The organism is Micromonospora sp. CNZ285 (assembly GCF_004637285.1).
On record NZ_SPQD01000001.1, the window covers coordinates 4,075,318 to 4,098,086 of the forward strand.

General features: G+C 72.2%; 14 protein-coding genes and 1 pseudogene. 9 read left to right on the top strand and 6 right to left on the bottom strand.

What is annotated here, in order from left to right:
• Positions 1-230: 230 nt before the first annotated feature.
• The 5 genes from CLT75_RS18480 to CLT75_RS18500 all read left to right on the top strand — a co-directional run bounded on the left by CLT75_RS18480 (position 231) and on the right by CLT75_RS18500 (position 4,520).
• Positions 231-830, top strand: a complete 600-nt coding sequence (locus CLT75_RS18480) for a hypothetical protein (protein WP_135241744.1) — start codon at positions 231-233, stop codon at positions 828-830.
• Positions 831-843: 13 nt separating this feature from the next.
• On the top strand, positions 844-1,935 hold the full coding sequence (locus tag CLT75_RS18485) for a hypothetical protein (RefSeq protein ID WP_135241745.1): 1,092 nt from the start codon (positions 844-846) through the stop codon (positions 1,933-1,935).
• A gap of 126 nt (positions 1,936-2,061) precedes the next feature.
• On the top strand, positions 2,062-3,720 hold the full coding sequence (locus tag CLT75_RS18490) for a sodium:solute symporter family protein (RefSeq protein WP_135241746.1): 1,659 nt from the start codon (positions 2,062-2,064) through the stop codon (positions 3,718-3,720).
• A 16-nt stretch (positions 3,721-3,736) separates the two neighbouring features.
• Positions 3,737-4,060 (top strand): hypothetical protein, encoded by a 324-nt coding sequence (locus tag CLT75_RS18495; RefSeq protein ID WP_135241747.1) that lies wholly within the window; start codon positions 3,737-3,739, stop codon positions 4,058-4,060.
• Positions 4,061-4,136: 76 nt separating this feature from the next.
• On the top strand, positions 4,137-4,520 hold the full coding sequence (locus CLT75_RS18500) for a hypothetical protein (protein ID WP_135241748.1): 384 nt from the start codon (positions 4,137-4,139) through the stop codon (positions 4,518-4,520).
• A gap of 107 nt (positions 4,521-4,627) precedes the next feature.
• Here CLT75_RS18500 and CLT75_RS18505 read toward each other — a convergent pair.
• Positions 4,628-6,438: pseudogene (locus CLT75_RS18505) on the bottom strand (glycoside hydrolase family 6 protein).
• Positions 6,439-7,084: 646 nt separating this feature from the next.
• Between CLT75_RS18505 and CLT75_RS18510 the strand changes: the two are divergent.
• The gene (locus CLT75_RS18510) at positions 7,085-8,392 is read left to right on the top strand and encodes a hypothetical protein (protein ID WP_486485216.1); all 1,308 of its coding nucleotides are present in this window, start codon (positions 7,085-7,087) and stop codon (positions 8,390-8,392) included.
• Positions 8,379-9,263: a class F sortase gene (locus tag CLT75_RS18515; protein ID WP_209310347.1), complete on the top strand. Its 885-nt coding sequence runs from the start codon at positions 8,379-8,381 to the stop codon at positions 9,261-9,263. The genes CLT75_RS18510 and CLT75_RS18515 overlap by 14 nt, the downstream gene beginning before the upstream one ends.
• 63 nt (positions 9,264-9,326) lie before the next feature.
• On the opposite strand, the gene CLT75_RS18520 is transcribed toward CLT75_RS18515, so the two are convergent.
• Positions 9,327-14,390 carry an NAD-glutamate dehydrogenase gene (locus tag CLT75_RS18520; protein ID WP_135241750.1) on the bottom strand — a complete coding sequence of 1,688 codons (5,064 nt, stop codon included), beginning with the start codon at positions 14,388-14,390 and terminating at the stop codon, positions 9,327-9,329.
• A 288-nt stretch (positions 14,391-14,678) separates the two neighbouring features.
• Between CLT75_RS18520 and CLT75_RS18525 the strand changes: the two genes are divergently transcribed.
• Positions 14,679-16,646, top strand: a complete 1,968-nt coding sequence (locus CLT75_RS18525; RefSeq protein ID WP_135241751.1) for a penicillin-binding transpeptidase domain-containing protein — start codon at positions 14,679-14,681, stop codon at positions 16,644-16,646.
• Between the two features lie 10 nt (positions 16,647-16,656).
• Here the strand turns inward: CLT75_RS18525 and CLT75_RS18530 are convergent, their stop codons facing one another.
• The 4 genes from CLT75_RS18530 to icmA form a co-directional block, all read right to left on the bottom strand.
• Positions 16,657-17,826, bottom strand: a complete 1,170-nt coding sequence (locus tag CLT75_RS18530) for an arginase family protein (RefSeq protein ID WP_135241752.1) — start codon at positions 17,824-17,826, stop codon at positions 16,657-16,659.
• 58 nt (positions 17,827-17,884) lie between these two features.
• On the bottom strand, positions 17,885-18,802 hold the full coding sequence (locus CLT75_RS18535) for a tetratricopeptide repeat protein (RefSeq protein WP_135241753.1): 918 nt from the start codon (positions 18,800-18,802) through the stop codon (positions 17,885-17,887).
• Between the two features lie 193 nt (positions 18,803-18,995).
• Positions 18,996-20,132 (bottom strand): IS110 family RNA-guided transposase, encoded by a 1,137-nt coding sequence (locus CLT75_RS18540; RefSeq protein WP_486485217.1) that lies wholly within the window; start codon positions 20,130-20,132, stop codon positions 18,996-18,998.
• A 249-nt stretch (positions 20,133-20,381) separates the two neighbouring features.
• A complete protein-coding gene (gene icmA / locus CLT75_RS18545; protein WP_135241754.1) occupies positions 20,382-22,070 on the bottom strand; it encodes a coenzyme B12-dependent isobutyryl-CoA mutase large subunit in 1,689 nt (562 codons plus the stop codon).
• Positions 22,071-22,388: 318 nt separating this feature from the next.
• Between icmA and CLT75_RS18550 the strand changes: the two genes are divergently transcribed.
• Positions 22,389-22,769 (top strand): hypothetical protein, encoded by a 381-nt coding sequence (locus CLT75_RS18550; RefSeq protein WP_135241755.1) that lies wholly within the window; start codon positions 22,389-22,391, stop codon positions 22,767-22,769.

Below are 22,769 nucleotides of genomic sequence, written 5' to 3' on the forward strand. Positions count from 1 at the left end.
CCCCGGCCCGGACGCCTTGGGCAGGATACGTAATCCGGGGCGGATGCACTACCGGCCGTCTCGGCTCTCACTACGGTCCGAGACGGGCACGGCGGGCGCAGTCGGACACCGATCCGGCACCGGACGGTGGTCGCGACACCGCGCCTTTTTCCGGAGCGGGGCGGAAAGTGCCGCACAACGGGATTGGCGATCACCCGCACGAGGGAATACCAGCGTGCGAAGGAGGAGCCATGTCGTCCACCCAGGTAGTCGTCATAGTCATCGTCGTCGCCGTCATCGCCGCGCTCGTCGCGGTCGCCGTGGTCGCCAGCCGCCGCCGGGCGCTGCGCGAGCGCTTCGGCCCCGAGTACGACCGGGTCGTCGCCGAGCAGGACAGCCGCAGCGCTGCCGAGCGGGAGCTGCGGGAGCGCGAACGCCGGCACGCCGAGCTGGAGCTGACCCCGCTGAGCCCGGAGTCCCGGGCCCGCTACGCCGCCGCCTGGGAGGAACTCCAGGTGCGCTTCGTCGACTCCCCCGCGGAGACCGTCGGCGAGGCCGACGAGCTGGTCAGCCGTCTGATCGCCGAGCGCGGATACCCCACCGGGGACTTCTCGGACCAGATCGCCCACCTCTCCGTCGAGCACGCCCGCACCCTCACCCACTACCGCGACGCCCACGAGATCCGGCAGCGCAACGAGCGCGGTGAGGCCGGCACCGAGGACCTCCGGCAGGCGCTCGTGCACTACCGCGCCCTCTTCGCCGACCTGCTCGGCGAGGACCCGGTGCCCACGTCCACGCAGCAGCCGGAGCAGCGCCACCCCGACCACGACCACGACGTCCCGAGCCGCTGAGGAGGCCGCCGCCATGCGCCAGGAGGAACAGCAGGTCACGCAGGACCACCCCGAGGCCGTCCGGTCCGCACCGGTGCCGGTGCCGGTGCCGCAGCCGGGCGAGCACGCCGACACCGACCGCCGTGACGCCGACCGGGCCGACGTGCCCGAGGACGCGCTGGACGACCGCGGCACCTTCGACGACCCGGCGGTCGCCGACCAGCGGCGCGACGCCGAGGTCGACGAGACCCGCGCCTACGACGCCGGGGAGCTGCGCGACGCGGCCGACCGGACCGACGACGACGGGCGGCCCCCGTTCCACGAGCCGGCGCCGCTGCCGACGGCGTTCGGCGCGGCCACGGTGGGCGACGCGGTCGCCGCCTCGGCCCTGGCGAGCGGCCGCCCGCAGGACGAGCGCGACGCGCGCGGCGAGGACACCGCTGCGCCGGGCGACGGCGCGCCGGGACGCACCGACCCGCTGGACGACGAGCGGGCCGACCCGACCGCCGGGGACCGCCTGCACGACCGGGACCGCTGGGACGCCGAGCACTCCGGCACCACCGACCGTGACGTGGACGGCGACGGCCGGGACGACCGCACCGGCGACGACGTGGCCCGCGACGACCGCGGGGCCGACGGCGTACTCCGGGACGACGCGGTCGCCGACGGCGCGGTCGGGTACGGCAGCGCCGAGCCCGGCCTGGTCGACCCGGACGCCGAGCCCGTCCCCGCCACCGACGACGCCGACCGGCGGCACGGGGTGGACACGGCCACCGCCGGCGCGGCGGCGGGCGCGGCAGCCGCCGGCACGGGCCTGGCCGGCGCGGCTCGGCCCGCACCCGGCGCGGTGCCGGCCGACGCGGCGACGCTGTTCGCGCCGGAGGCCGCACAGGGCTTCCGGGACCGCTGGCGCGACGTGCAGCTGCGCTTCGTGGACGACCCGCGCGCGGCCGTCGGCGAGGCGGAGTCGCTGGTCGAGGAGGCGATCGAGGCGCTCTCCACCGCCCTGCGCGAGCAGCGCACCCGGCTCGGCACCTGGCAGGAGTCCGGCTCCACGGACACCGAGCAGCTCCGGGTCGCCGTGCGCGGCTACCGCGACTTCCTGGACCGCGTGCTGGGCCGCTGAGAAACCGCCACGAAGCCCCGGCCGGTGACCCGGCCGGGGCTTCCGCACGCCCGGACCGAACAGCAGGTATGAAACTTCGCAATCGGGGTACGTGCGGGCAGCGGTGCACACGAGGGGAGCACGGGCATGGGCGGTGGCGGCCTGCGATTGAACATGAACGCCCTGGACTATCTGATCCTGGCGCTCTACTTCGTCACGGTGCTCGGCGTCGGTTTCGCCGCCCGGCGCGCGATCCGTACCAGCGTGGACTTCTTCCTCTCCGGCCGCTCGCTGCCCGCCTGGGTCACCGGCCTGGCGTTCGTCTCGGCGAACCTGGGCGCGCTGGAGATCATCGGCATGGCCGCCAACGGCGCGCAGTACGGCATCATGACCGTGCACTACTACTGGATCGGCGCCGTGCCGGCGATGGTCTTCCTCGGCATCGTGATGATGCCGTTCTACTACGGCTCCAAGGTCCGCAGCGTCCCCGAGTACCTGCGGCTGCGCTTCAACCGCCCCACCCACCTGCTCAACGCGATCAGCTTCGCGGTCGCGCAGGTGCTCATCGCGGGCGTGAACCTCTACGCGCTGGCCCTGATCATGCAGGCGCTGCTCGGCTGGCCGCTCTGGTTCGCGATCATCGTCGGCGCGGTGATCGTGCTGGCGTACATCACCGTCGGCGGGCTCTCCGGCGCCATCTACAACGAGGTGCTCCAGTTCTTCGTGATCATCGCCGGTCTGGTGCCGATCACGGTGATCGGACTGGTCAAGGTCGGCGGCGTGAGCGGCCTGATGGACGCGGTCCGCGACTCCAAACTCGGCGAGGCCGGACTGCACGCCTGGGAGGGCACCGGCAGCACCGACAACCCGCTCGGCGCGCACTGGCTGGGCATCGTGTTCGGCCTCGGCTTCGTGCTCTCCTTCGGCTACTGGACCACCAACTTCGCCGAGGTGCAGCGCGCGCTCTCCGCGCGGAACATGAGCGCCGCCCGGCGTACGCCGATCATCGCCGCGTACCCGAAGCTGCTCATCCCGGCGGTCACCGTGATCCCCGGTCTGATCGCCCTGGTCACCGTGAAAGGGCTGGGCGCCGACGAGGGCGACCTGGTCTACAACAACGCGATCCCGCTGCTCATGCGCGACCTGCTGCCCAACGGCGTGCTCGGCATCGCGGTCACCGGCCTGGTGGCCTCGTTCATGGCCGGCATGGCGGCGAACGTCAGCGGCTTCAACACCGTGTTCACGTACGACATCTGGCAGGCGTACTTCCGGCGGGACCTGCCGGACGAGCACTACGTGAAGGTGGGCCGGCTCGCCACCGTCGGCGCCGTGGTGATCGGCATCGGCACCGCGTTCATCGCGGCCGGGTTCAGCAACATCATGAACTACATCCAGGCGCTGTTCTCGGTGTTCAACGCGCCGCTGTTCGGCACGTTCATCATCGGCATGTTCTGGCGGCGGATGACGCCGCTGGCCGGGTTCTGGTCGCTGCTGTCCGGCACCGTCGTCGCCACCGCCACGTACCTGCTCTACAAGGGCGGCGTGATCAGCTTCAACTCGGACCTGGAGGAGAGCTTCTGGGGCGCGGGCCTGGCCTTCGCCACCGTCGCGGTGGTGGCCGCGATCGTCACGCCGCTGACCCGGCCGAAGACCGACCGGGAGCTGACCGGGCTGGTGTACGGCCTCAGCGACAGCACGCTCGCGGACGACACGCTGGCCGGCGACGCCGCCTGGTACCGCTCGCCGGTGCTGCTCGGCGTCGTCGCGGTGATCCTCGCCGCCCTGTTCTACATCCCGGTCTTCTAAGGAGGGGACGCACGCCATGGCAGACAACGCAGACCGCCACTACCAGGGCGGCGAGGCGCACGACCCGCTGGTCGACGAGACCGAGGACGCCCGCGAGGAACGCTCCGCCGCCGCCCGGCTCTTCGACATCCGCCGGGTCATCGGTGGCCTGTTCGTGGTGTACGGGCTGATCGTCGGCCTGATGGGGCTGTTCGACACGTCCGCCGAGATCGACAAGGCGCAGGGCGTCCGGATCAACCTGTGGGCCGGCGCGGCGATGCTGGTGTTCGGCCTGCTGATGCTGCTGTGGCTGCGGCTGAGCCCGACCGAGACGCCGGAGCCGCACCGCGACGAGTCCTGACCCCCGCCGCCCGCATGGCGCGGCCCGCACCGGGTACGCCACGGGGATCAGGCGGAAGGGACAGGAGGGCAGCAGCATGACCGATCGTGACCGCGGTGGCGAGCGGCCGCTGGAGGAGACCCCCGAGGTGGCCGCGGCGGTGGACGACGACAGCACGGTGCCCCAGTTGCGCAGCGGCGGCACCGACCCGGACAACCCCGTCTTCACCGAGCCCGACGGTGCGGTGCCCGACACCGGGTCGCCGAACCTCATCGGCGACCCGTACGCGGCCGGTACCGGCGCGACAGGCACCGGGACGGGCGCCGCACCGGACGACATCCGCACTGGCGCCGAGCAGCCCTGGGATCCGGAGGACCTGGTGCAGGCCCGGGGTCAGGACGTGACCCCGGAGAACCTGGAACGGGCCCGCCGCGACCTGGCCGAGCTGGGCCGGGCGGCGATCGAGCGCACCGTGCCCTGACACCGGCACGGCCGAGGGCCCCTGGCCGACGTGGGCGTCGACCAGGGGCCCGGGGAACCCGCGCGGCGGTGCCTCACTCCCGCCGCCGCGGGTGGTCCGGCCGCGGCTCAGGAGAGCGGCGGGTACGCGTTCTGCATGAGCTGCTGGAACTGCGCCGCGAACCACGCGCCGGAGATCGGCGCGTTCGGCAGGGCACCGGACATGTTGTTGCCGTTGCGGGCGTTGCCGGTGTACGTCGGGTCGCACATCCGGTCGAAGCCCTTGCCCTCGTTGTTCGGGATCTCGGTGCTGGAGCCGTCCGACTCACCCGGGGGCTTCACCCAGACGTAGGCGTCGATCCCGGTCTCCGGGTTGGCCCGCGGCCGCTCGCCGAGACCCGCGCCGGCCTGGTTGCACCAGTTGCCGGTGTGGAAGCGCCGGTCGACCCGGCCACCGTCCACGTAGGCGTCCACGCTGGTCGACGGGCCGGGGCCGGTCGGCCGGGCGGTGCCGCCCCAACCGTTGCGGGAGGTGTCGATCAGCATGCCGATGTTGCTGTCGAAGCCGACCGAGACCAGCTTCTGCCGGAACGCCTGGGCGAACGACAGCTCGTCCACGTACTGGTTCCAGTCGATCCACTTGGACTGCCGGACCGTCTGACCGTTCACCGAGTCGGTGACCTTGACGTACGGCTCCTTCAGGGCGGAGTAGTTCGCCGTGTTGACGATGAAGCCCTGCACGTTGGCGACGGTGCTGCCGGACGCGACGGCGGCGGCCTTGAGCTGGTCGGCGACCGGGCCGAAGTTGCTGTCCCAGCCGATCCAGCCGTGGTGGGCGGCGTCGATGTAGTTGTAGACGTTGCCGATCGCGCCCAGCTTCGCCAGGGCGTAGCCGACACCGTTCACGTACGCGCCGTTGGCCTTCACCGTGTCACACATGACCGTGCCGCCCGCGTTGCCCGAGGTGTTGGTCACCAGGTTGGGCAGCGAGTCGATCTCGATGATGTTGACGATGCGCAGGTTCCGGTACTTCGAGTCGCCCTGGATCGCGGCGATCGGGTCGATGTACTCGGCCTTGTAGCGGGGCAGCTCGTCCGGGCCCAGCTCACCGTTCGAGGCGAGCGCGGAGCAGTCCCGGCCGGGCAGGTTGTAGATGACGAACTGGATGTAGCCGGCGCCCTGGGCGAGCGCGGCGTCCAGGTGGTCACGGACGCCCATCGCCCCGTTGGAGCTGCTGTCCGGCGTGCCGTTGATGGCGGCGATCCGGTCGATCCAGACGGCGGTCGGGTTGTTCGACACCCGGTTGCCGCCGGACACCGACTCGGCCTTGGCCTTCCACTCGGGGTTCACGTACCCCTTTGCGCCGGCGTACGGGTTGTCGACCCGCTGCCCCGGCGGCGGAGTCGTGGGCGGCGGGGCCGTCGTGGGCGGCGGGGCCGTCGTCGGCGGGGTGCTCGTGGGGGCGTGCTGGTCGGCGGCGTGCTCGTCGGCGGGGTGCTGGTGGACGGCGTGCCGCCGTTGCACACAGTGCCGTTGAGCGTGAACTGGGTCGGCTTGGGGTTGCTGCCGCTCCAGGAGCCGTTGAAGCCGATGGTGGTGCTGGCGCCGCTGGCGAGCGACCCGTTGTACGACTCGTTCTGCGCGGTGACGTTCTGGCCGCTCTGGGACCACCGCGCGGACCAGCCGTTCACCACCCGCTGCGAGCTGTTCGGGAAGGTGAAGCCGAGGTTCCACGAGCTGAGCGCGTCACCGATGTTCTTGATGGTCACGGTGCCGGTGAATCCACCGGGCCAGTCGCTGGTCGTGTAGGTCACGCTGCACTGCGTGGCGGCCTGCGCCGCGGTGACCGGGAGGGTCACCAGTCCACCGGCTACCAGGACGCCGGCGCCGGTGAGCGCAAGCGTCCGGTTCCGGCCGGACAGCCTTCTCCACAGATTCATGCCACTGATCTCCTTGGGCGAGACCGGATCCGCGTACGGCCCGGCGCAATGGCGGCTGCGGTCGTCCTGCGGGAACGGCCGTGCGCGCCACGGGTTACTTCGGGGGACGCCCGACCCGGACGGGCGTTGTGGGGGTGGTGGTGCCGACCGGTCCGCAGGACCGGCCGATGGAGCCGGACGTCGGCCGATGGTGCCGGCTGCCCTCGACGTCTGAGCTCGCGGTGTGGCTCCCCGAACCGCGTGCAGCGATTCTTGCATGGGAGCGCTTCCATGGCAATGGCTCGATGCGCCTCGCCCCACCGTACCGCCGCCCGGCGCCACCACACCCCCCACTCCCCGCCGCCCACCGGCACCTCTCGGCTCGGGTGAACGTCATGGGTGTCGAAACGACCCGGAGACACCCACGACGTTCCACTCGGCACGCGGACCGCGCGAGGGGCCGCTGACAGCACGAGTGGGACCGGCGTCGCGGGACCGCCATGGAGAGCCCGATCGGCGCTACCGGTCGCGCAGCACGCGCCGGGGCCGCATCACCGGCAAATCCCTAAAAGCGAATCTTTCCCCGGATAAGTCGCGAAAAGGTCTAACGTCAGCCTTAGCTCGACTGACGTCGGGCTCAGGACGAACAGGGATGGAGACGCTGGTCATGGCTAAGAAGATGCTCGGGAAGGTGGTCGCGGGCGCCGCCCTCGGCGGAGCCGGCCTTCTCGCGTTCACCCCGGGAATGGCCTACGCGGGCGGGCACGACGAGGGCAAGGTCATCGCCAAGCCCCACGTGGTGAAGGCGGGGGACACCGTCGAGCTGCTCGCGATCTGCTCCGAGCCGCAGAAGCACGCCACCGTCTGGTCGAAGGTCACCGGCAAGGTCGACCTGCACCCGGCCCGCGACGGCGAACACGGCGACTGGGCCGACCGCGGCGGCGACTGGGGCGGCGACCAGGACTGGGGCTGGGACGACAAGGGTGCGGACGGCAAGGACGAGCACGGCAAGGGCCCGGACGGCAAGGACGAGCACGGCAAGGGCCCGGACGGCAAGGATGAGCACGGCAAGGGTCGGGACGGCCGCGGTGAGCCGGGCGGGGACGGGCACGGCCCGGACGGCAACGGCCCCGGCGGCAACGGTCCGGGCGGCAACGGCCCCGGTGGGAACGGGCCGGGCGGTGACGGGCCCGGCGGGAACGGCCCGGGTGGCGACGGCATGCCGCAGCCTCCGGCGAACCAGCCCCAGCCGCCGGCCGGCCAGCCGGAAGGGCAGCCGCAGCCGGGCGGCGCGGGCGCCGGCGCGGCCGTCGACCCCGGCGACTGGCAGGGGCACGACGAGTACGGCCAGGACGCCGAGCCGGGCTGGGAGAAGGAGAAGCCGGGCGCGCCGGACTGGACCAAGGACGAGCACGGCCCCGACGGCAAGGACCGGCACGGCAAGGACGCCAAGGACGAGCACGGCAAGGACGACCGTGGCGGGCGGCCGGACGACAAGGGCAAGGACGGCAAGGACGAGCACGGCTCCTGGCAGGACGGCAAGGACGACTGGCAGGGCGGCAAGGACGGCAAGGACGAGCACGGCTCCTGGCAGGGCGGTAACGACGACTGGCAGGGCGGCAAGGACGACTGGCAGGCGAGCGGAGGCGCCTGGCAGGAGGACAAGGGCGACTACGGCAAGGACGCCGAGCGCGACTACGGCAAGGACGAGTGGGAGCACGGAAAGGACTTCGTCTACTACGGCGAGGCCACCGTGTCGCACGACGCCCGGCCGGGCCGGTACGAGCTGCGGGGCACCTGCGGTGAGGGCGAGCTGGTGGTCCTGCCGCGCGGCGGGGTCGACGGCGGCGACGGTGGCATGACGACCACCGGCGTGGACCGTACCCTCGCCACCGGCGGTGCGGGCATGATCGGCGCCGCGGCGCTGGGCGGCCTGGTGCTGCTGCGCCGGCGGCGGGCCGGTGGCCTGGTCTGACCGGACGACGACCCGGGCCGGCGGCCGCCACGGAAGTCCGTGGCGTGCCGCCGGCACGGCCGTCGTCGTCCTGCTCGCCATGGCCGGGGCCGGTCTGATCGGCGCGTCCGTCCGGACCGTCCCGCCACCGTCACCGCCGCAGCCGCTCGGTCGGGCCGCCCCGGTCACCACCGGCCCGCAGAGCGATCCGGGTGGCGCCTACGCCGACCCGGACACCGAGGGCCGACCCGCACCGGGCACCGAGGGCCAACCGGCACCGGGCACCGGGCAGTCCACACCGGGCGGCACCGGCCGGCCGGCAGCGGACGCCGCCGGGGGCGGCCCGGCGGCGCCGGGCCCAACGACCGGCGCCACCCCGGGCGCCGCAGCCGTCCCGGGCGTCCCGAACACGACGGGCGCCGCCCCGGCCCCGCTGCCCCGGTCGGCGCCGGTCACCATCTCGATCCCCCGCATCGGGGTGCAGGCGCCGATCATGTCGCTCGGCACGAACCCGGACGGCACGGTCCAGGTGCCCCCGCTGGACCAGGCCATGAACGCCGGCTGGTACTCCCCCGGCGCCAGCCCGGGCGAGGCCGGCAACGCGGTCATCGTGGGTCACGTCGACTCCGCCCAGCTCGGCCCGGCGGTGTTCTTCAACCTCGGCGCGCTGGTGGCGGGTGACACGATAGTGGTGGCCCGGCAGGACGGCTCGTCCGCCACGTTCACGGTGCGGGAGGTCGCGTCGTACCCGAAGACCGCCTTTCCCGCCGCGCAGGTCTACGGCCCGTCGGACGTCCCCGCCCTGCGCGTGGTGACCTGCGGCGGGGTGTTCGACAAGACGGCCGGGAGCTACCTGAACAACATCGTCGTCTACGCGGCGATGACGAGCTGAGGGCGGGAACAGCAGTGGCCCGGTGGTCGGGGAACCGACCACCGGGCCACTCGTGCGTCAGCGTCAGGTCGCCGCCGAGGTCCGGACCAGGGTACGGATCTGGCGCAGCAGCACCGACAGCGCGGACAGGTCGGCGCGGGACTCGTCGAACTCCCCCATCGCCCGGTGCGCCCGGTGGATCGAGGTGGCGTTCGCCTGCTCCCACTCCTGCACCCGCTCCACCGGCGGCACGTCCTCCGGCGTGGACCCGAGCACCTCGGCGGTGAGCGCGGCCAGCGCGGCGTACAGGTCGTAGCGCAGCGCCATCCGGGCCAGCGTCTGCCACCTGTCCTCGCGGGGCAGCAGGGAGATCTTCGACAGCAGCGCGTCGACCCGGAACCGGTCGGAGAGCACGAAGTAGACCGAGGCCACCTCGCCCACGTCCCGCCCGGTGCCCTGCGCCGTCTCGACGATGTCCAGCAGGCCGAAGCTGTACATCAGGCGGGTCGCCTGCTCGGCCAGGTCACGCGGCAGCCCGCGCTCGACCAGCGACTCGATGTGCGCCGCGATGGCCTCCCGCTCGGTGCCCCAGAACCGGTTCTCCAGGTCCGGCAGGAGCCGGGCCACACCGTCGCGCAGCCGGGCGATCTCCGCCGGCACGTCGATCGGCGAGCGCCGGTTGGTGACCAGCCAGCGCACCGCGCGGTCGAGCAGCCGCCGGGTGTCCAGGTAGACGGCCGTCTGCAACTCGGGCGAGACCTTGTTGTCCAGCGCCTCGACCGCGTCCCACAGGTCACGCAGGCCGAACACCTCGCGGACCACCACGTACGCCCGGAGCACGTCGGCAGCGGACGCCGCCGTCTCCTCGACCACCCGGAAGACGAACGAGATGCCGCCCCGGTTGATCGCCTCGTTGACCAGGACCGTGGTGACGATGTCCCGGCGCAGGCGGTGCCGGCCCATCCGCTCGGCGAAGCGCTGCCGCAGCGGCGTCGGGAAGTAGTTGACCAGGACGTCGGTCGTCCACTCCTCGTCCGCCAGGCCCTCGCCGACGATCTCGCGCTCCAGCACGATCTTGACGTACGCGAGCAGCACCGCGAACTCCGGCGCGGTCAGGCCGCTCTCGGTGCGGACCGCCAGTTCCTCGTCCGAGGGCAGCGCCTCGAGCGCCCGGTTCAGCGCGCCGGACCGCTCCAGCTCGTTGATCATCCGCCGGTGCACCGGGAGCAGCGAGGCGGCCTGGGCCTGGGCGTTGTTGAGCGCCCGTGCCTGGTCGTAGTTGTCCCGCAGCACCAGCTCGGCGACCTCGTCGGTCATCTGGGCCAGCAGCTCGTCGCGCTCCGGCCGGTCCAGCTCACCATCGGCGACCGCCGTGTTGAGCAGGATCTTGATGTTGACCTCGTGGTCGGAGCAGTCCACACCGGCCGCGTTGTCGATGAAGTCGGTGTAGATGCGGCCGCCGGTCGAGGCGTACTCGATCCGGCCCTGCTGGGTGAAGCCCAGGTTGCCGCCCTCCCCGACGACCCGGCAGCGCAGGCCCTTGCCGTCCACCCGGATGGCGTCGTTGGACTTGTCGCCCACCTCGGCGTTGGTCTGGCTGGACGCCTTCACGTAGGTGCCGATGCCGCCGTTCCAGAACAGGTCGACCGGCGCGGTGAGGATCGCCTTCATCAGCTCCTGCGGGCTGAGCTGCGTGACGTCCTCGTCGAGGCCGAGCACCGCCCGTACCTGCGGCGAGATCGGCACCGACTTCGCCGTACGCGAGTGGACGCCGCCGCCGGCGGAGATCAGCTCGCGGTCGTAGTCCTCCCACGACGAGCGCGGCATGTCGAACAGCCGCTTGCGTTCCTCCCAGGACCGGGCCGAGTCCGGATCCGGGTCCAGGAAGATGTGCCTGTGGTCGAACGCGGCCACCAGCCGGATGTGCTTCGACAGCAGCATCCCGTTGCCGAACACGTCGCCGGACATGTCGCCGACGCCGACCACTGTGAAGTCCTGCGTCTGGGTGTCGTGGCCCAGCTCCCGGAAGTGCCGCTTGACCGACTCCCAGGCGCCCCGGGCGGTGATGCCCATCTTCTTGTGGTCGTAGCCGGCCGAGCCGCCGGAGGCGAACGCGTCGCCCAGCCAGAAGCTGTGCGCCTCGGAGATCTCGTTGGCGATGTCGGAGAACGTCGCGGTGCCCTTGTCGGCGGCCACCACCATGTACGGGTCGTCGCCGTCGTGCCGGACCACGTCCTCGGGCGGCACGATCTCGCCGCTGACGATGTTGTCGGTGACGTCGAGCAGCGCGGAGATGAACTCCTTGTAGCAGATCACCGCCTCGTCCCGGTCGCCCGGCTTCTGCTTGAGCACGAAGCCGCCCTTGGCGCCGACCGGCACGATCACCGCGTTCTTCACCATCTGCGCCTTGACCAGGCCGAGCACCTCGGTCCGGAAGTCCTCGCGCCGGTCGGACCAGCGCAGACCGCCGCGGGCCACCGGCCCGTAGCGCAGGTGCACGCCCTCGAACCGGGGCGAGTAGACGAAGATCTCGAACTTGGGCCGCGGCGCGGGCAGGTCCGGGATGGCCTGCGGGTCCAGCTTGAACGCCACGTACGGCTTGGGCCGCCCGCCCACCGGCTTCTGGTAGAAGCTGGTGCGCAGCGTGGCCTGGATCAGCGTCAGGTAGGCCCGCAGGATGCGGTCCTGGTCGAGGCTGGCCACCTCGTCCAGCGCCTCGCCGACCGCGTCGACCAGTTCGCCGCTGCGCTGCCGCCGCTCGTCGAGCGTGGTCGCGCCCGGGGCGAACCGGGTCTCGAACAGCTTCACCAGCAGTTCGGCGATCTGCGGGTACGCGATGAACGTCTGCTCCATGTACTCCTGGGAGAACACGGTGCCGGCCTGGCGCAGGTACTTCGCGTACGCGCGCAGCACGACGACCTGCCGCCAGGTGAGCCCGGCCCGGAGCACCAGCTCGTTGAAGCCGTCCACCTCGGCCTCGCCCCGCCAGGCGGCGGCGAAGGCGTTCTCCACGTGCGGACGCACCTCGGCCAGGTCCTGGTGCCGCTCGGGCAGCTCCAGACCGAAGTCGTAGAGCCAGATCCGGCCGTCGACGCGCTCCACCTCGTACGGGTGCTCGTCGACCACCTTCACGCCGAGCGAGTGCAGCACCGGCAGCACGGCGGAGAGCATCATCGGCTCGCCGTACCGGTAGACCTTGAACCGCACGTCCATCGCCTCGTCGGCGTCGGCGGCGCGGGCGGCGTACGGACGCGGCGGCGCCTGCTTGCGGAACAGGTGCATCTCCAGCTGGCCGGGCTCCTCCAGCAGCTCCAGCTTCGCCAGGTCCTTCATCGCCTCGTACGGCGTGTGCCCGTCCTTGTAGCCCTCCGGGAACGCGTCGGCGTACCGGGCGAAAAGGTGCTTGGCCTGCTCGTCACCGAGCTTGCGTTCCAGCACCAGCCGGTAGTCGTCGTCCCAGAGCCGGGTCGCGTCGGCCAGTTCCTCGGCGAGCAGGTCGGCGTCGATGTCGCCGGGCGGGTTGTTCGGATCGGTACGCACGATGAAGTGCACCCGGGCCAGCATCGACTCGGTCACCCGGGTGGTGTAGTCGACGCCGACGCCGTTCAGCTCGCGCAGCAGGATGTCCTGCATGCGCAGCCGGTTCTGCGTGGTGAACCGGTCCCGCGGCAGGTAGATCAGGCAGGAGATGAACCGCCCGTACGCGTCGCGGCGCAGGAACACCCGCAGCTGCCGGCGACCGGCCATCCGCAGCACGCCGATCACCGCGTGGTAGAGGTCGTCGGTCTTGATCTGGAACAGTTCGTCGCGCGGGTAGGTCTCCAGGATCTGCAGCAGGTCCTTGCCGGAGTGGCTGCGCAGGCTCAGGCCCGAGCGGTCGAGCACCTCGGCGACCTTGCGCCGGACCACCGGCAGCTCCTGCACGCTGGTCCGGTACGCGGCGGTGGAGAACAGGCCCAGGAAGCGCCGCTCCCCGACCACCTCGCCGGCCTCGTTGAAGATCTTGAAGCCGATGTAGTCGAGGTACGCCGAGCGGTGCACAGTGGCACGCGAGTTGGCCTTGGTGATGATGAGCAGGCGCTTCTCCAGCACCTTCTCGTGCGCCTCGGGCGTCATCGAGTTCAGCGACCGGGCCTCCGGCGAGTCGGAGCGCAGGATGCCCAGCCCGGTGCCGAGCACCGCCTCCAGGGCCTGCCCGCCGCGCACGCCGTCGGTGTGGACCAGGCGGTACTCCCGGTAACCGAGGAACGTGAAGTGGTCGTGCGCCAGCCAGCGCAGCAGCTCCACCGAGTCGGTGATGTCCTTCTCCGGCACCGGCGGGCGGTTGTCCGACGTCCGGGCGGCGGCCAGCTCGTCGGCGAGCGCGAGGGCCCGCTGCCGCATCTTCGGCCAGTCCTCGACCGCCTCGCGCACGTCGGTCAGTACCCGCTGCAACTCGCGCCGCAACGCCTCCCGCTCGGCCGGGTCGCGGACCGGGTCGATCTCGATCCGCATCCAGCTCTCGACCAGGTCACCGGCGATGGCGTCGTCCGGTTCCACGTCCGCCGACACCTCGGTGAGCCGGCCCAGCGGCTCGCGCCGCACCACGACCAGCGGGTGCACCAGCAGGTGCACGTCCAGGTGGCGGGAGTTCAGCAGGGCGGTCACCGAGTCGACGAGGAACGGCATGTCGTCGGTGACGATCTCCACGACCGTGTGGTGCTGCTCGGCGTCCGGCTCGTGGATGCGGAGCTTCAGCTCGCCCGGCACCCGCTGCTGGGCCAGGTCCCGGTGGGCCCGGGCCGCCTCCAGCATCTCCTCGGCGGTGAAGCCGATCAGCTCCTCGTCCGGCGCGAACCGCCAGAAGCGGTCCACCAGTGTGGCCGCGTCGTGGTCGTCGCCTGCCAGCGCGACCGCCTGGGCGACCAGCCGCTCCGCGTTGGGAACGGGCTCGTCCAGCTCGGCGTCCTCCGACTCGTCGGCCAGTGCCTGCGCAGGCAGGCCCAGGTCGTAGAGGGTGTCGATGCTGGAACCGGTCATCCCGGTCACTCCTGTGTCGAGACGGCTGAAACCGTCTCCGTCGGTCGCCGAATCGAAGCTGTCGTCGTCCCGGCCGGTGTCAGCCTGCCGGAGGTCGGGTCCCGGTTTGATCGCCGGACGCCGGTCCATCGGTGCCACTCCCCTCGACCCACCGCGTTGTGGGTCACTCTGCCGCCCAGCCTAGGCCCTACCGCGCGGTACCTCCCGCGGCGGACCACCGGCCGGACGTCCGGATCTGGACTCTGTCCTTTCACCCGTTGCGGGTCCGAGGTCGGCCGCTCGCGGAGTACCCCGACTGGCGATGTTCATCACACTGCCACACGCCGCTTCTGGCGCTGCCGGAGGCGGTGGCGGGGCGGTGGGGAACGCCTGGTCGTACTAGCGTGCAGGGCAGTTGAGCACCGGAAGGACCGCTTCATGCCCGTGTCGTACCCCGTCCGCCCCCGCCGTCACACCCGTCACCGTGCCCTCGCGGCACTGGCCGCAGTCCTGGTCACGGCCGGTGCGCTGACCGGATGCTCCGGGGACGACGGCCCGGAGGCGGCCGTCGAGGCGTTCCTCGGCGGCTGGCGCTCCGGCGACCTGCAGGCGGTCGGCTTCGTCCAGCCGGCCGGCGGGCGGGTGCCCGCCGGCGACGTGACCAAGCAGATCCAGGCGCTGGCCGGCGCGCTCGCGGCCAACCCGCCGGAGCTGGCGCGCACCGGCGACATCACCACCAAGGGCGACGTCGCCACCGCCCGGGTCAAGGTGAGCTGGGCGCTGCCCGGCGGCGGCACCTGGGCCTACGAGAATCCGGTACGCCTCAAGCGCGGCGGCGACGACCAGTGGCAGGTGATCTGGGAGCCGTCGGTGGTGCACGAGAAGCTGGAGAGTGGTGACAAGATCGCGCTGCGGCGGGAGCCGGCGCAGCGCGCCGGTGTGCTCGACGCGGCCGGTCAGCCGATCGTCGCGCCGCGCCCGGTGGTCCGGGTGCAGCTCGTCCCCGGCGAGATCGACGACGTCCCCGGCCTGCTCCGGAAGCTGGACGCCGCGTTCAAGGCGATCCGGCCAGCGCTCACCCCGCCGGTCGACCTGGGCGACCTGCCCAAGCGGCTCAAGGAGGCCAAGCCGGACGGCCTGGTCGAGGTGGTGACGTTGCGGGACGAGGCGTACCGGCAGATCAAGCCACGCATCTACGACCTGCCCGGCACCCGGTTCGCCTCGGGGCAGCTCATGCTGGCGCCGACCCGCGAGTTCGCCCGGGCGCTGCTCGGCTCGGTCGACCAGGCCACCGCCGACGACCTCCAGGCCCACCCCGAGCGGTACGCGCGCGGCGACCTGGTCGGCCACGGCGGGCTCCAGGGCCGGTACGACGAGCGGCTGCGCGGCGTCCCCGGCGTCACCGTCATCACCGAGCGGACCACCCCGGACGGCAAGGTCGAGCCGACCGGCACGGAGCTGTACCGCGCCGACCCGAAGCCGGGTCAGCCGGTGAAGACGACAATCGACGCGGCCACCCAGAACGCCGCCGACGCCGCGTTGCGCGGGCAGACCCGCCGGTCCGCCCTGGTCGCCGTGCGGATCAGCGACGGCGCGGTGCTGGCAGCCGCGAACGGCCCTGGTGCGGCGGGCGACAACCTCGCCTTCACCGCCCAGGTGCCGCCCGGCTCGACGTTCAAGATGGTCAGCGCGCTCGGCCTGCTCGACCGGGCCGCGGTGACCCCGCAGACGACTGTCAACTGCCCGAAGACGGCGACCGTCGAGGGACGGATCTTCAAGAACTCGGACAACTTCGAGCTGGGCGCGGTGCCGTTCGCCACCGACTTCGCCAAGTCGTGCAACACCGCGTTCACCGCGCTGGCGCCGAAGCTCGGCCCGGACGGGCTGGCGCAGGCCGGCCGTACGCTCGGCCTGGAGGCCGCCTGGGATCTGGGCACCGACGCGTTCACCGGCAAGATCTCCGCCAACGGTTCGGCCACCGAGCAGGCCGCCGCCGCGATCGGCCAGGGCACCACGCTGGTGAGCCCACTGGCGATGGCGAGCGCCACGGCGGCCGTGGCCCGGGGCAAGTTCGAGCAGCCCAAGCTGCTGCTCGACCCGGCGCCGGCCAAGCCCGCACCGGCCGGCGAGCCGCTCAAGCCGGAGTCGGTGACGGCGCTGAAGTCGATGATGCGCGGGGTGGTCACAGCGGGCAGCGGCAGCGCGCTGGCGGACGTGCCGGGCGAGCCGGTGCACGGCAAGACCGGCACCGCGGAGTACGACAACAACCCGGCGCACACGCACGCCTGGTTCGTGGGCTGGCAGGGAGACGTGGCCTTCGCCGTCTTCGTCGAGCAGGGCGGGGCGGGCTCCAAGGTGGCGGCGCCGATCGCCGAGAAGTTCCTGCGCGGCCTGGCCGCGAGCTGAGGCGTACCGGTCAGGCGATGTCGATGCCGGAGCGCGCCGGGTCCGGCTCGTCTCCGGCGGAGGCGCGGCGCAGCAGGCCGGGCCCGAGCGGGTCGTCACCGAGGTCGTCGCCGGCGGTCGGATCGGGCCCGATCGGTTCCACCGCGACCGCCGGCGCCGGTACGGCCGCCGGGGCGGGCAGCGGCTCGGGCTCCGGCCGGTTGTCGGCGACGCGGGGCGCCGGTGCGACGGGTCCGGTCGGCAGCAGCCGGGGCGGCACGGCGCCCGGCGCAACGACAGGGGCGAGCCCGGCGACCACCGTGTTCACGATCTCGGCCGCGTAGGCCCCGTCCGGGTCGTAGTCGGGGTCGAAGACGGTCAGCTCGACGCCGAGGCAGTGCGGGGTGTCGACCAGCCCGGCGAGCAGGATCTCCAGCTCGGCGAAGGCGATGCCGCCCGGGTCGGGCGCGTCCACGGCGGGCATCACCGCCGGGTCGAGCACGTCCACGTCGATGTGCACCCAGTAGCCGGCGCAGTCGACGAGCTGCTCGTGCGCCCACTGGGCGGTCCGGGCGGCGCCCTCGGCGCGCAGCGCCGGCACCGGCCGGGTGGTGATGCCGGCGGCCTGGAGGTCGAGCCGGTACTCGTCCTGCGCGCGGATGCCGAGCACCACCACGTCGATGTCCCGGAAGTACGGCCGGCGGCCCTCGATCGCGGCCAGGTCGGGCTGTCCCCGGCCGGTGACCAGGGCGAGATCCTCCCCGGCGGCGGCGCCGACGTAGGAGGCGTTGCCGGGGTGCCGGAAGTCGGAGTGGCCGTCGACGAAGACCAACCCGATCCGCCCGCCGACCGCCTCGCCGAGGCGGTGCATGGCCAGCGCCGAGCCGAGCAGCACCGAGCAGTCGCCGCCGAGCACCAGCGGGAACTCACCCCGGTCGATGATCGCGCCGATCCGGTCGGCGAGCACCACCGAGTACGCGGAGATCTCCGGCGCGTGGCAGACACCGTCGCCGGGCCGCCAGTCGCCCGGGTCGTACCGCGGCGGGGTGAGGCAGCCGGCGTCGCGGGCCCGCAGCCGCGCGAGCAGGCCGTGGTCGCGCAGCGCGCCAGGCGCCTTGCCGCAGCCGGGGACGGAACTGGCCGTGGGCGGGCGCAGTCCGAGGTTGGTCGGCGCGTCGAGGACGGCGATCCGGCGCATCATGGGCTCCCGTCCTCGGTGGTCGGGCGGGCCGGCGGTGCGCCGGCCCGCGCGGGTTGACTCAGAACAGTGCGCTGGCCAGGGCGCGTCGGGCGGACGCCACGGCGGGGTCGTCCGGGCCGGCGATGGTGAACAGGCCGAGCAGGTGCTGGCGTACCCGGTCCCGGTCGTCGCCCGCGGTACGCCGGACCAGGCCGACCAGCCGCTTGTACGCCTCGTCGGCGAGGCCGCTGAGCACCTCGATGTCGGCGGCGAGCAGCTGGGCGTCGACGTCGTCGGGGGCCGCGGCAGCGGCGTCGAGCGCGCCCTGCGGGTCGGCGCCTGCCACCCGGCGGGCCAGCCCGACCTGCGCCAGGCCCGCCTCCGCCGCCGCGTCGGCCGGGGTCTCGGCGAGGATCTTCCGGTACGCCGCCTCGGCCGCGTCGAGGTCACCGCTCATCAGCGCGTCGTCGGCGGCGTCGAGGCGCGGATCCTCCGGCTCGGCGACTGTGACGCCACCGGCCTTGAGGACCGCCTGGAGCCACTGTCGCAACTGCGCCTCCGGGACCGGGCCGGGGAAGGCGTCGATCGGGCGGCCGCCGACGATGGCGTACGTGGTGGGCAGCGTCTGGAGCTGGAACATCTGCGCGAGCCGCGGCTGCTGCTGCACGTCGACCCGGGCCAGCAGCCACGCTCCCCCGCCCTCGGCGGCCAGCCGCTCCAGCACCGGGGCGAACTGGTCGCTCTCCGGGTAGCCGGCGGCACCGAAGAAGACCACTACCGGTGTGGTGAGCGAGCGTTCGAGCACCTCGGACTGGATGTTCGCCTCGGTCACGTCGATCACGGCGGCGGAGCCTGCGGGGCTGCCCGGCAGCCCGGTCGGGCCGGTGCCCTGGGACGGTGTGGCGGAGGAGGTGTCGGCCGGTGCGGGGGTGCGCAGCGCGCTGAGGTCGACCGCGCCGCGGGTGAAGATCGACGAGGTGATCCGTGGGTCGCTCATGGTTGTCTAGTCTCGCACGTACCCCGGGGATCTCCGACCACCCGCAACGCCCACGTCGCCACTCTCACCCCTGCTCAGCCCCCGCGCCGCCCCCGCACCCCCACCTCCCCGCGATCTTGCACTTTCCGCCCCGGCAAATGCGACGAATGCCGCAGTCGCGGGGCTCGAAGTGCAAGATCTGTGAAGGTTGGTGTCAAGTGGTGGCTTCGAGGGTGCGCCAGATTTGGCGGGCTATGTAGCGTTTGAGGCTGCGGGTGATCTCGGCTGGGGTGCGGCCTTCGGTGGTGCGGCGGTTGATGTAGTCCTTGGTGGGCTGGTGGCATCGTTGGCGGGTTTTGGCGATGGTGTGCAGGGCGGCGTTGAGGGTGCGGTCGCCGCCTCGGTTGAGGCGGTGGCGGGTGATGCGGCCGGAGCTGGCGGGGACGGGGCTGACGCCGGCGAGTGAGGCGAAGGCGGCTTCGTTGCGGAACCGGCCGGGGTGTGACCAGGCGGTCAGCGCGATCGCGGCGGTGACGGGGCCGATGCCGGGTTGGTCGAGCAGGGTGGGGCAGAGTTTGTCGACCAGGGTGCGGATCTCGGTGAGGTTGGCTTTCAGGAGTTGGTCGAGGGTCTGGATCTGCTCGGCGAGGGCTGCCAGGTGAGTGCGGCGCACCCGGTCGAGACCGCTGCCGTTGCTCGTGGTGGTGAGGGTGGTGGCGTGCTGGACCTGCCGCAGGGTGCTCAGTCCTCGCATCTGTGCGCGTAGGTCGTCGTCGGCGGTGAGGATCACCGATTTGAACAAGTTGATGGTGGCGGTGCGGGTGTCGCTGTAGTGACGGCGGCAGACGTGCAGCAGGCGCAGGGCTTCCCGGTCGCCGTCGGCGCGGGGTGAGGCGACGTGGTCGGCGGCCAGCACGCCACGAGCGGCGTGCACGGCGTCCAGCGCATCGGACTTGCCGCCTCGACGGCAGCGCCCCGCAGCGGGTTTAGGTGCTTCCAGGACGTCCTCACCCGCGGCACGCAGGACGCGCAGCAGACCGACACCGTGACAACGAGCGCCGTCCAGGGCCCAGGCCCGCCGGCCCGTTCCCAGCCCGGTCGTCTGCCGGCCGGCCCAGGCCAGCAGCACAGCGGCGCCGTCGTTGGTGGCCGGCACGGTGATCTCCGCCAGCACGGTCCCGACCACAGTGAGCACCACGGCGGTGTGCGTATCGGTATGGGTATCCACACCGATGACCGCGTCGACACGCTCGGCCAGACGTTCTGCCAGGATAGGAAACACGGACGGTTCTCCCTTGCACGGGACGACGTTCGGACGGCGTCGGCCCGGGAGACGATCACCCAGCGGCACATCTGTGATGAGTCACGCGACACGGGCTGCACACCCTCCGCGGACAGGCTTCTGATCAGGCCAACAAGGTGGGCCGGGCCGACGCCGGCAATCCACGAGGACACGTCGACGCCACGGCACACCAACTGACGGCGGCCAGATCTTGCATGAGTCACTCATAGATCACCAACGTCGAACCCTACCGATACCAACCTCCCGGAACCGGCCCACTTATAGAAGCGTCGACGGGGTGAGGGTGGGGCGAGGGGGTCAGAAGCGGGCGGGCTCTCGGTAGACGCCCCACTCGGTGCGGAGGGCGTCGCAGATCTCGCCGAGGGTGGCCTCGGCGCGGACCGCGTCGAGCATGGCGGGGATCATGTTCTCGCCGGTCCGGGAGACCTCGACCATCCGCTTGACGGCGGCGGTGACGGCGGCGTCGTCGCGGGCCGACTTGCGCTCGGTCAGCACCCGGCGCTGCTCCAGCTCCACCTCGTGCGAGATGCGCAGGATCTCCAGGTCCTTGGCGACGGTGCCGGTGTGGCAGTTGACGCCGACGATCCGCTTGTCGCCCTTCTCCAGCGCCTGCTGGTAGACGAACGCCGACTCGGCGATGTGCCCGGTGAACCAGCCGTCCTCGATGCCGCGCAGAATGCCGGAGGTCATCGGGCCGATGGTGTGCGGGCCCTCGCCGCCGAGCTGCTTGATCCGGGCGAAGATCTCCTCCGCCTCGGCCTCGATCCGGTCGGTGAGCGCCTCGACGTACCAGGAGCCGCCGAGCGGGTCGGCCACGTTCGTCACCCCGGTCTCCTCCATCAGCACCTGCTGGGTCCGCAGGGCGATCTCGGCCGACTCGTCGGTGGGCAGGGCGAGCGTCTCGTCGAGGGCGTTGGTGTGCAGCGAGTTGGTGCCGCCGAGCACCGCGGCCAGGGCCTCCACGGCGGTACGCACCACGTTGTTGACCGGCTGCTGCGCGGTCAGCGACACCCCGGCGGTCTGCGTGTGGAACCGCAGCCACTGGGCCTTCTCGCTGGTGGCGCCGTACACGTCACGCAGCCAGCGGGCCCAGATCCGGCGGGCGGCGCGGAACTTCGCGATCTCCTCGAAGAAGTCCACATGCGAGTCGAAGAAGAAGCTCAGGCCGGGGGCGAACGTGTTCACGTCCAGCCCGCGCGACAGGCCCAGCTCGACGTACCCGAAGCCGTCGGCCAGCGTGTACGCCAGCTCCTGCGCGGCGGTCGAGCCGGCCTCGCGGATGTGGTAGCCGGAGACGGACAGCGGCTTGTACCGGGGGATCTCCCGGGCGCAGTACTCCATCAGGTCGCCGATGAGGCGCAGGTGCGGCTCGGGGTCGAACAGCCACTCCTTCTGCGCGATGTACTCCTTGAAGATGTCCGTCTGGAGTGTCCCGTCCAGCGTGGACAGATCGGCGCCCTGCCGTTCGGCGGCGACCAGGTACATGCAGAAGACCGGAACGGCCGGGCCGGAGATGGTCATCGAGGTGGTCACGCCGGCCAGGTCGATGCCGTCGAACAGCACCTCCATGTCGGCGGCCGAGTCCACAGCGACACCACAGTGGCCGACCTCGCCGAGGGACTGCGGGTCGTCCGAGTCGCGGCCCATCAGCGTCGGCATGTCGAAGGCCACGGAGAGACCGCCACCGCCCGCGCCGAGGATCATCTTGTAGCGCTCGTTCGTCTGCCGGGCGTTGCCGAAGCCGGCGAACTGCCTGATGGTCCAGGTCCGCCCGCGGTAGCCGGTCGGATACAGACCCCTGGTGTACGGGAACTCGCCCGGCCAGCCGATCCGCTCGAACCCGGGGTACGCGGTGTCCTCCGGCGGGCCGTACACCGGCTCGACCGGCATTCCGGACAGCGTGGTGAAGTCCGCGTCGCGCTTGCGGGCGGCGTCGTAGCGGGCCTGCCAGCGGGCCCGACCGGCGGCGATCTCGTCAGCGTCCATGCGCGGAGCTCCTTCTCAAGTCGTCGTCCCGGTTCCGAGTGTAGAGCGAGATCCTGAACGATCCTTAAGGGCTCGCGTACCGGCCGGTAACCCGGCGATCGGCCCCACCGAGGCGACCCATCACCGTCGATCCGCAGGTCAGGGCGCTGTCTCACGTGGCGGACGACTGCCCGGCGCAGCCTCCCGGCAGCCGGGTTCCCGTGCCACACTCCCGCCGTGGGCAATCGAATCACGACCCGGCTGATTACCTAGGCGGCGTACGCCTCCGCGTGCGTCGCCGGCCAAGCGATCCTGTCGGCTCGTCCTAGTGAGGCCCCCGTGAGCGTGTCCGCATCCACCCCCGCAACCGTCGACCATCCCCGGCCCGCCCCCGGCCGCCCGTACGACGAGCCCGCCGCCGAGCACGGCACGCCGAGCACGATGGTGATCCACCTCGGCGTCGGCCACTCCACGACCGGCCTGCTCAAGGTGCTGTCCGTGCTGCACTCCCGCCGGGTCGCCGTCTCACACGTCCAGTACGTGCAGTGCCCCGACCGGTCCGCGGTGATGATCGTCGAGTGCACCCCCGGCACGGCGCCGCTGGAGACGGTCCGCAAGAGCGTCGCGAACGCCGTACCTGTGGTCAGCGTCAGCGTGCACAGCGCGCCGACCCGCGACGGCGTCCGGCGCCTCCGGTCGGGCCGCGGCACCCACAGGTGA

Bases quoted from the DNA above. Each gene is read 5' to 3' on its own strand.
- CLT75_RS18480 (WP_135241744.1), top strand. From the start codon at position 231: ATGTCGTCCACCCAGGTAGTCGTCATAGTCATCGTCGTCGCCGTCATC.
- CLT75_RS18485 (WP_135241745.1), top strand. From the start codon at position 844: ATGCGCCAGGAGGAACAGCAGGTCACGCAGGACCACCCCGAGGCCGTC.
- CLT75_RS18490 (WP_135241746.1), top strand. From the start codon at position 2,062: ATGGGCGGTGGCGGCCTGCGATTGAACATGAACGCCCTGGACTATCTG.
- CLT75_RS18495 (WP_135241747.1), top strand. From the start codon at position 3,737: ATGGCAGACAACGCAGACCGCCACTACCAGGGCGGCGAGGCGCACGAC.
- CLT75_RS18500 (WP_135241748.1), top strand. From the start codon at position 4,137: ATGACCGATCGTGACCGCGGTGGCGAGCGGCCGCTGGAGGAGACCCCC.
- CLT75_RS18510 (WP_486485216.1), top strand. From the start codon at position 7,085: ATGGCTAAGAAGATGCTCGGGAAGGTGGTCGCGGGCGCCGCCCTCGGC.
- CLT75_RS18520 (WP_135241750.1), bottom strand. From the start codon at position 14,390: ATGGACCGGCGTCCGGCGATCAAACCGGGACCCGACCTCCGGCAGGCT.
- CLT75_RS18525 (WP_135241751.1), top strand. From the start codon at position 14,679: ATGCCCGTGTCGTACCCCGTCCGCCCCCGCCGTCACACCCGTCACCGT.
- CLT75_RS18530 (WP_135241752.1), bottom strand. From the start codon at position 17,826: ATGATGCGCCGGATCGCCGTCCTCGACGCGCCGACCAACCTCGGACTG.
- CLT75_RS18535 (WP_135241753.1), bottom strand. From the start codon at position 18,802: ATGAGCGACCCACGGATCACCTCGTCGATCTTCACCCGCGGCGCGGTC.
- icmA (WP_135241754.1), bottom strand. From the start codon at position 22,070: ATGGACGCTGACGAGATCGCCGCCGGTCGGGCCCGCTGGCAGGCCCGC.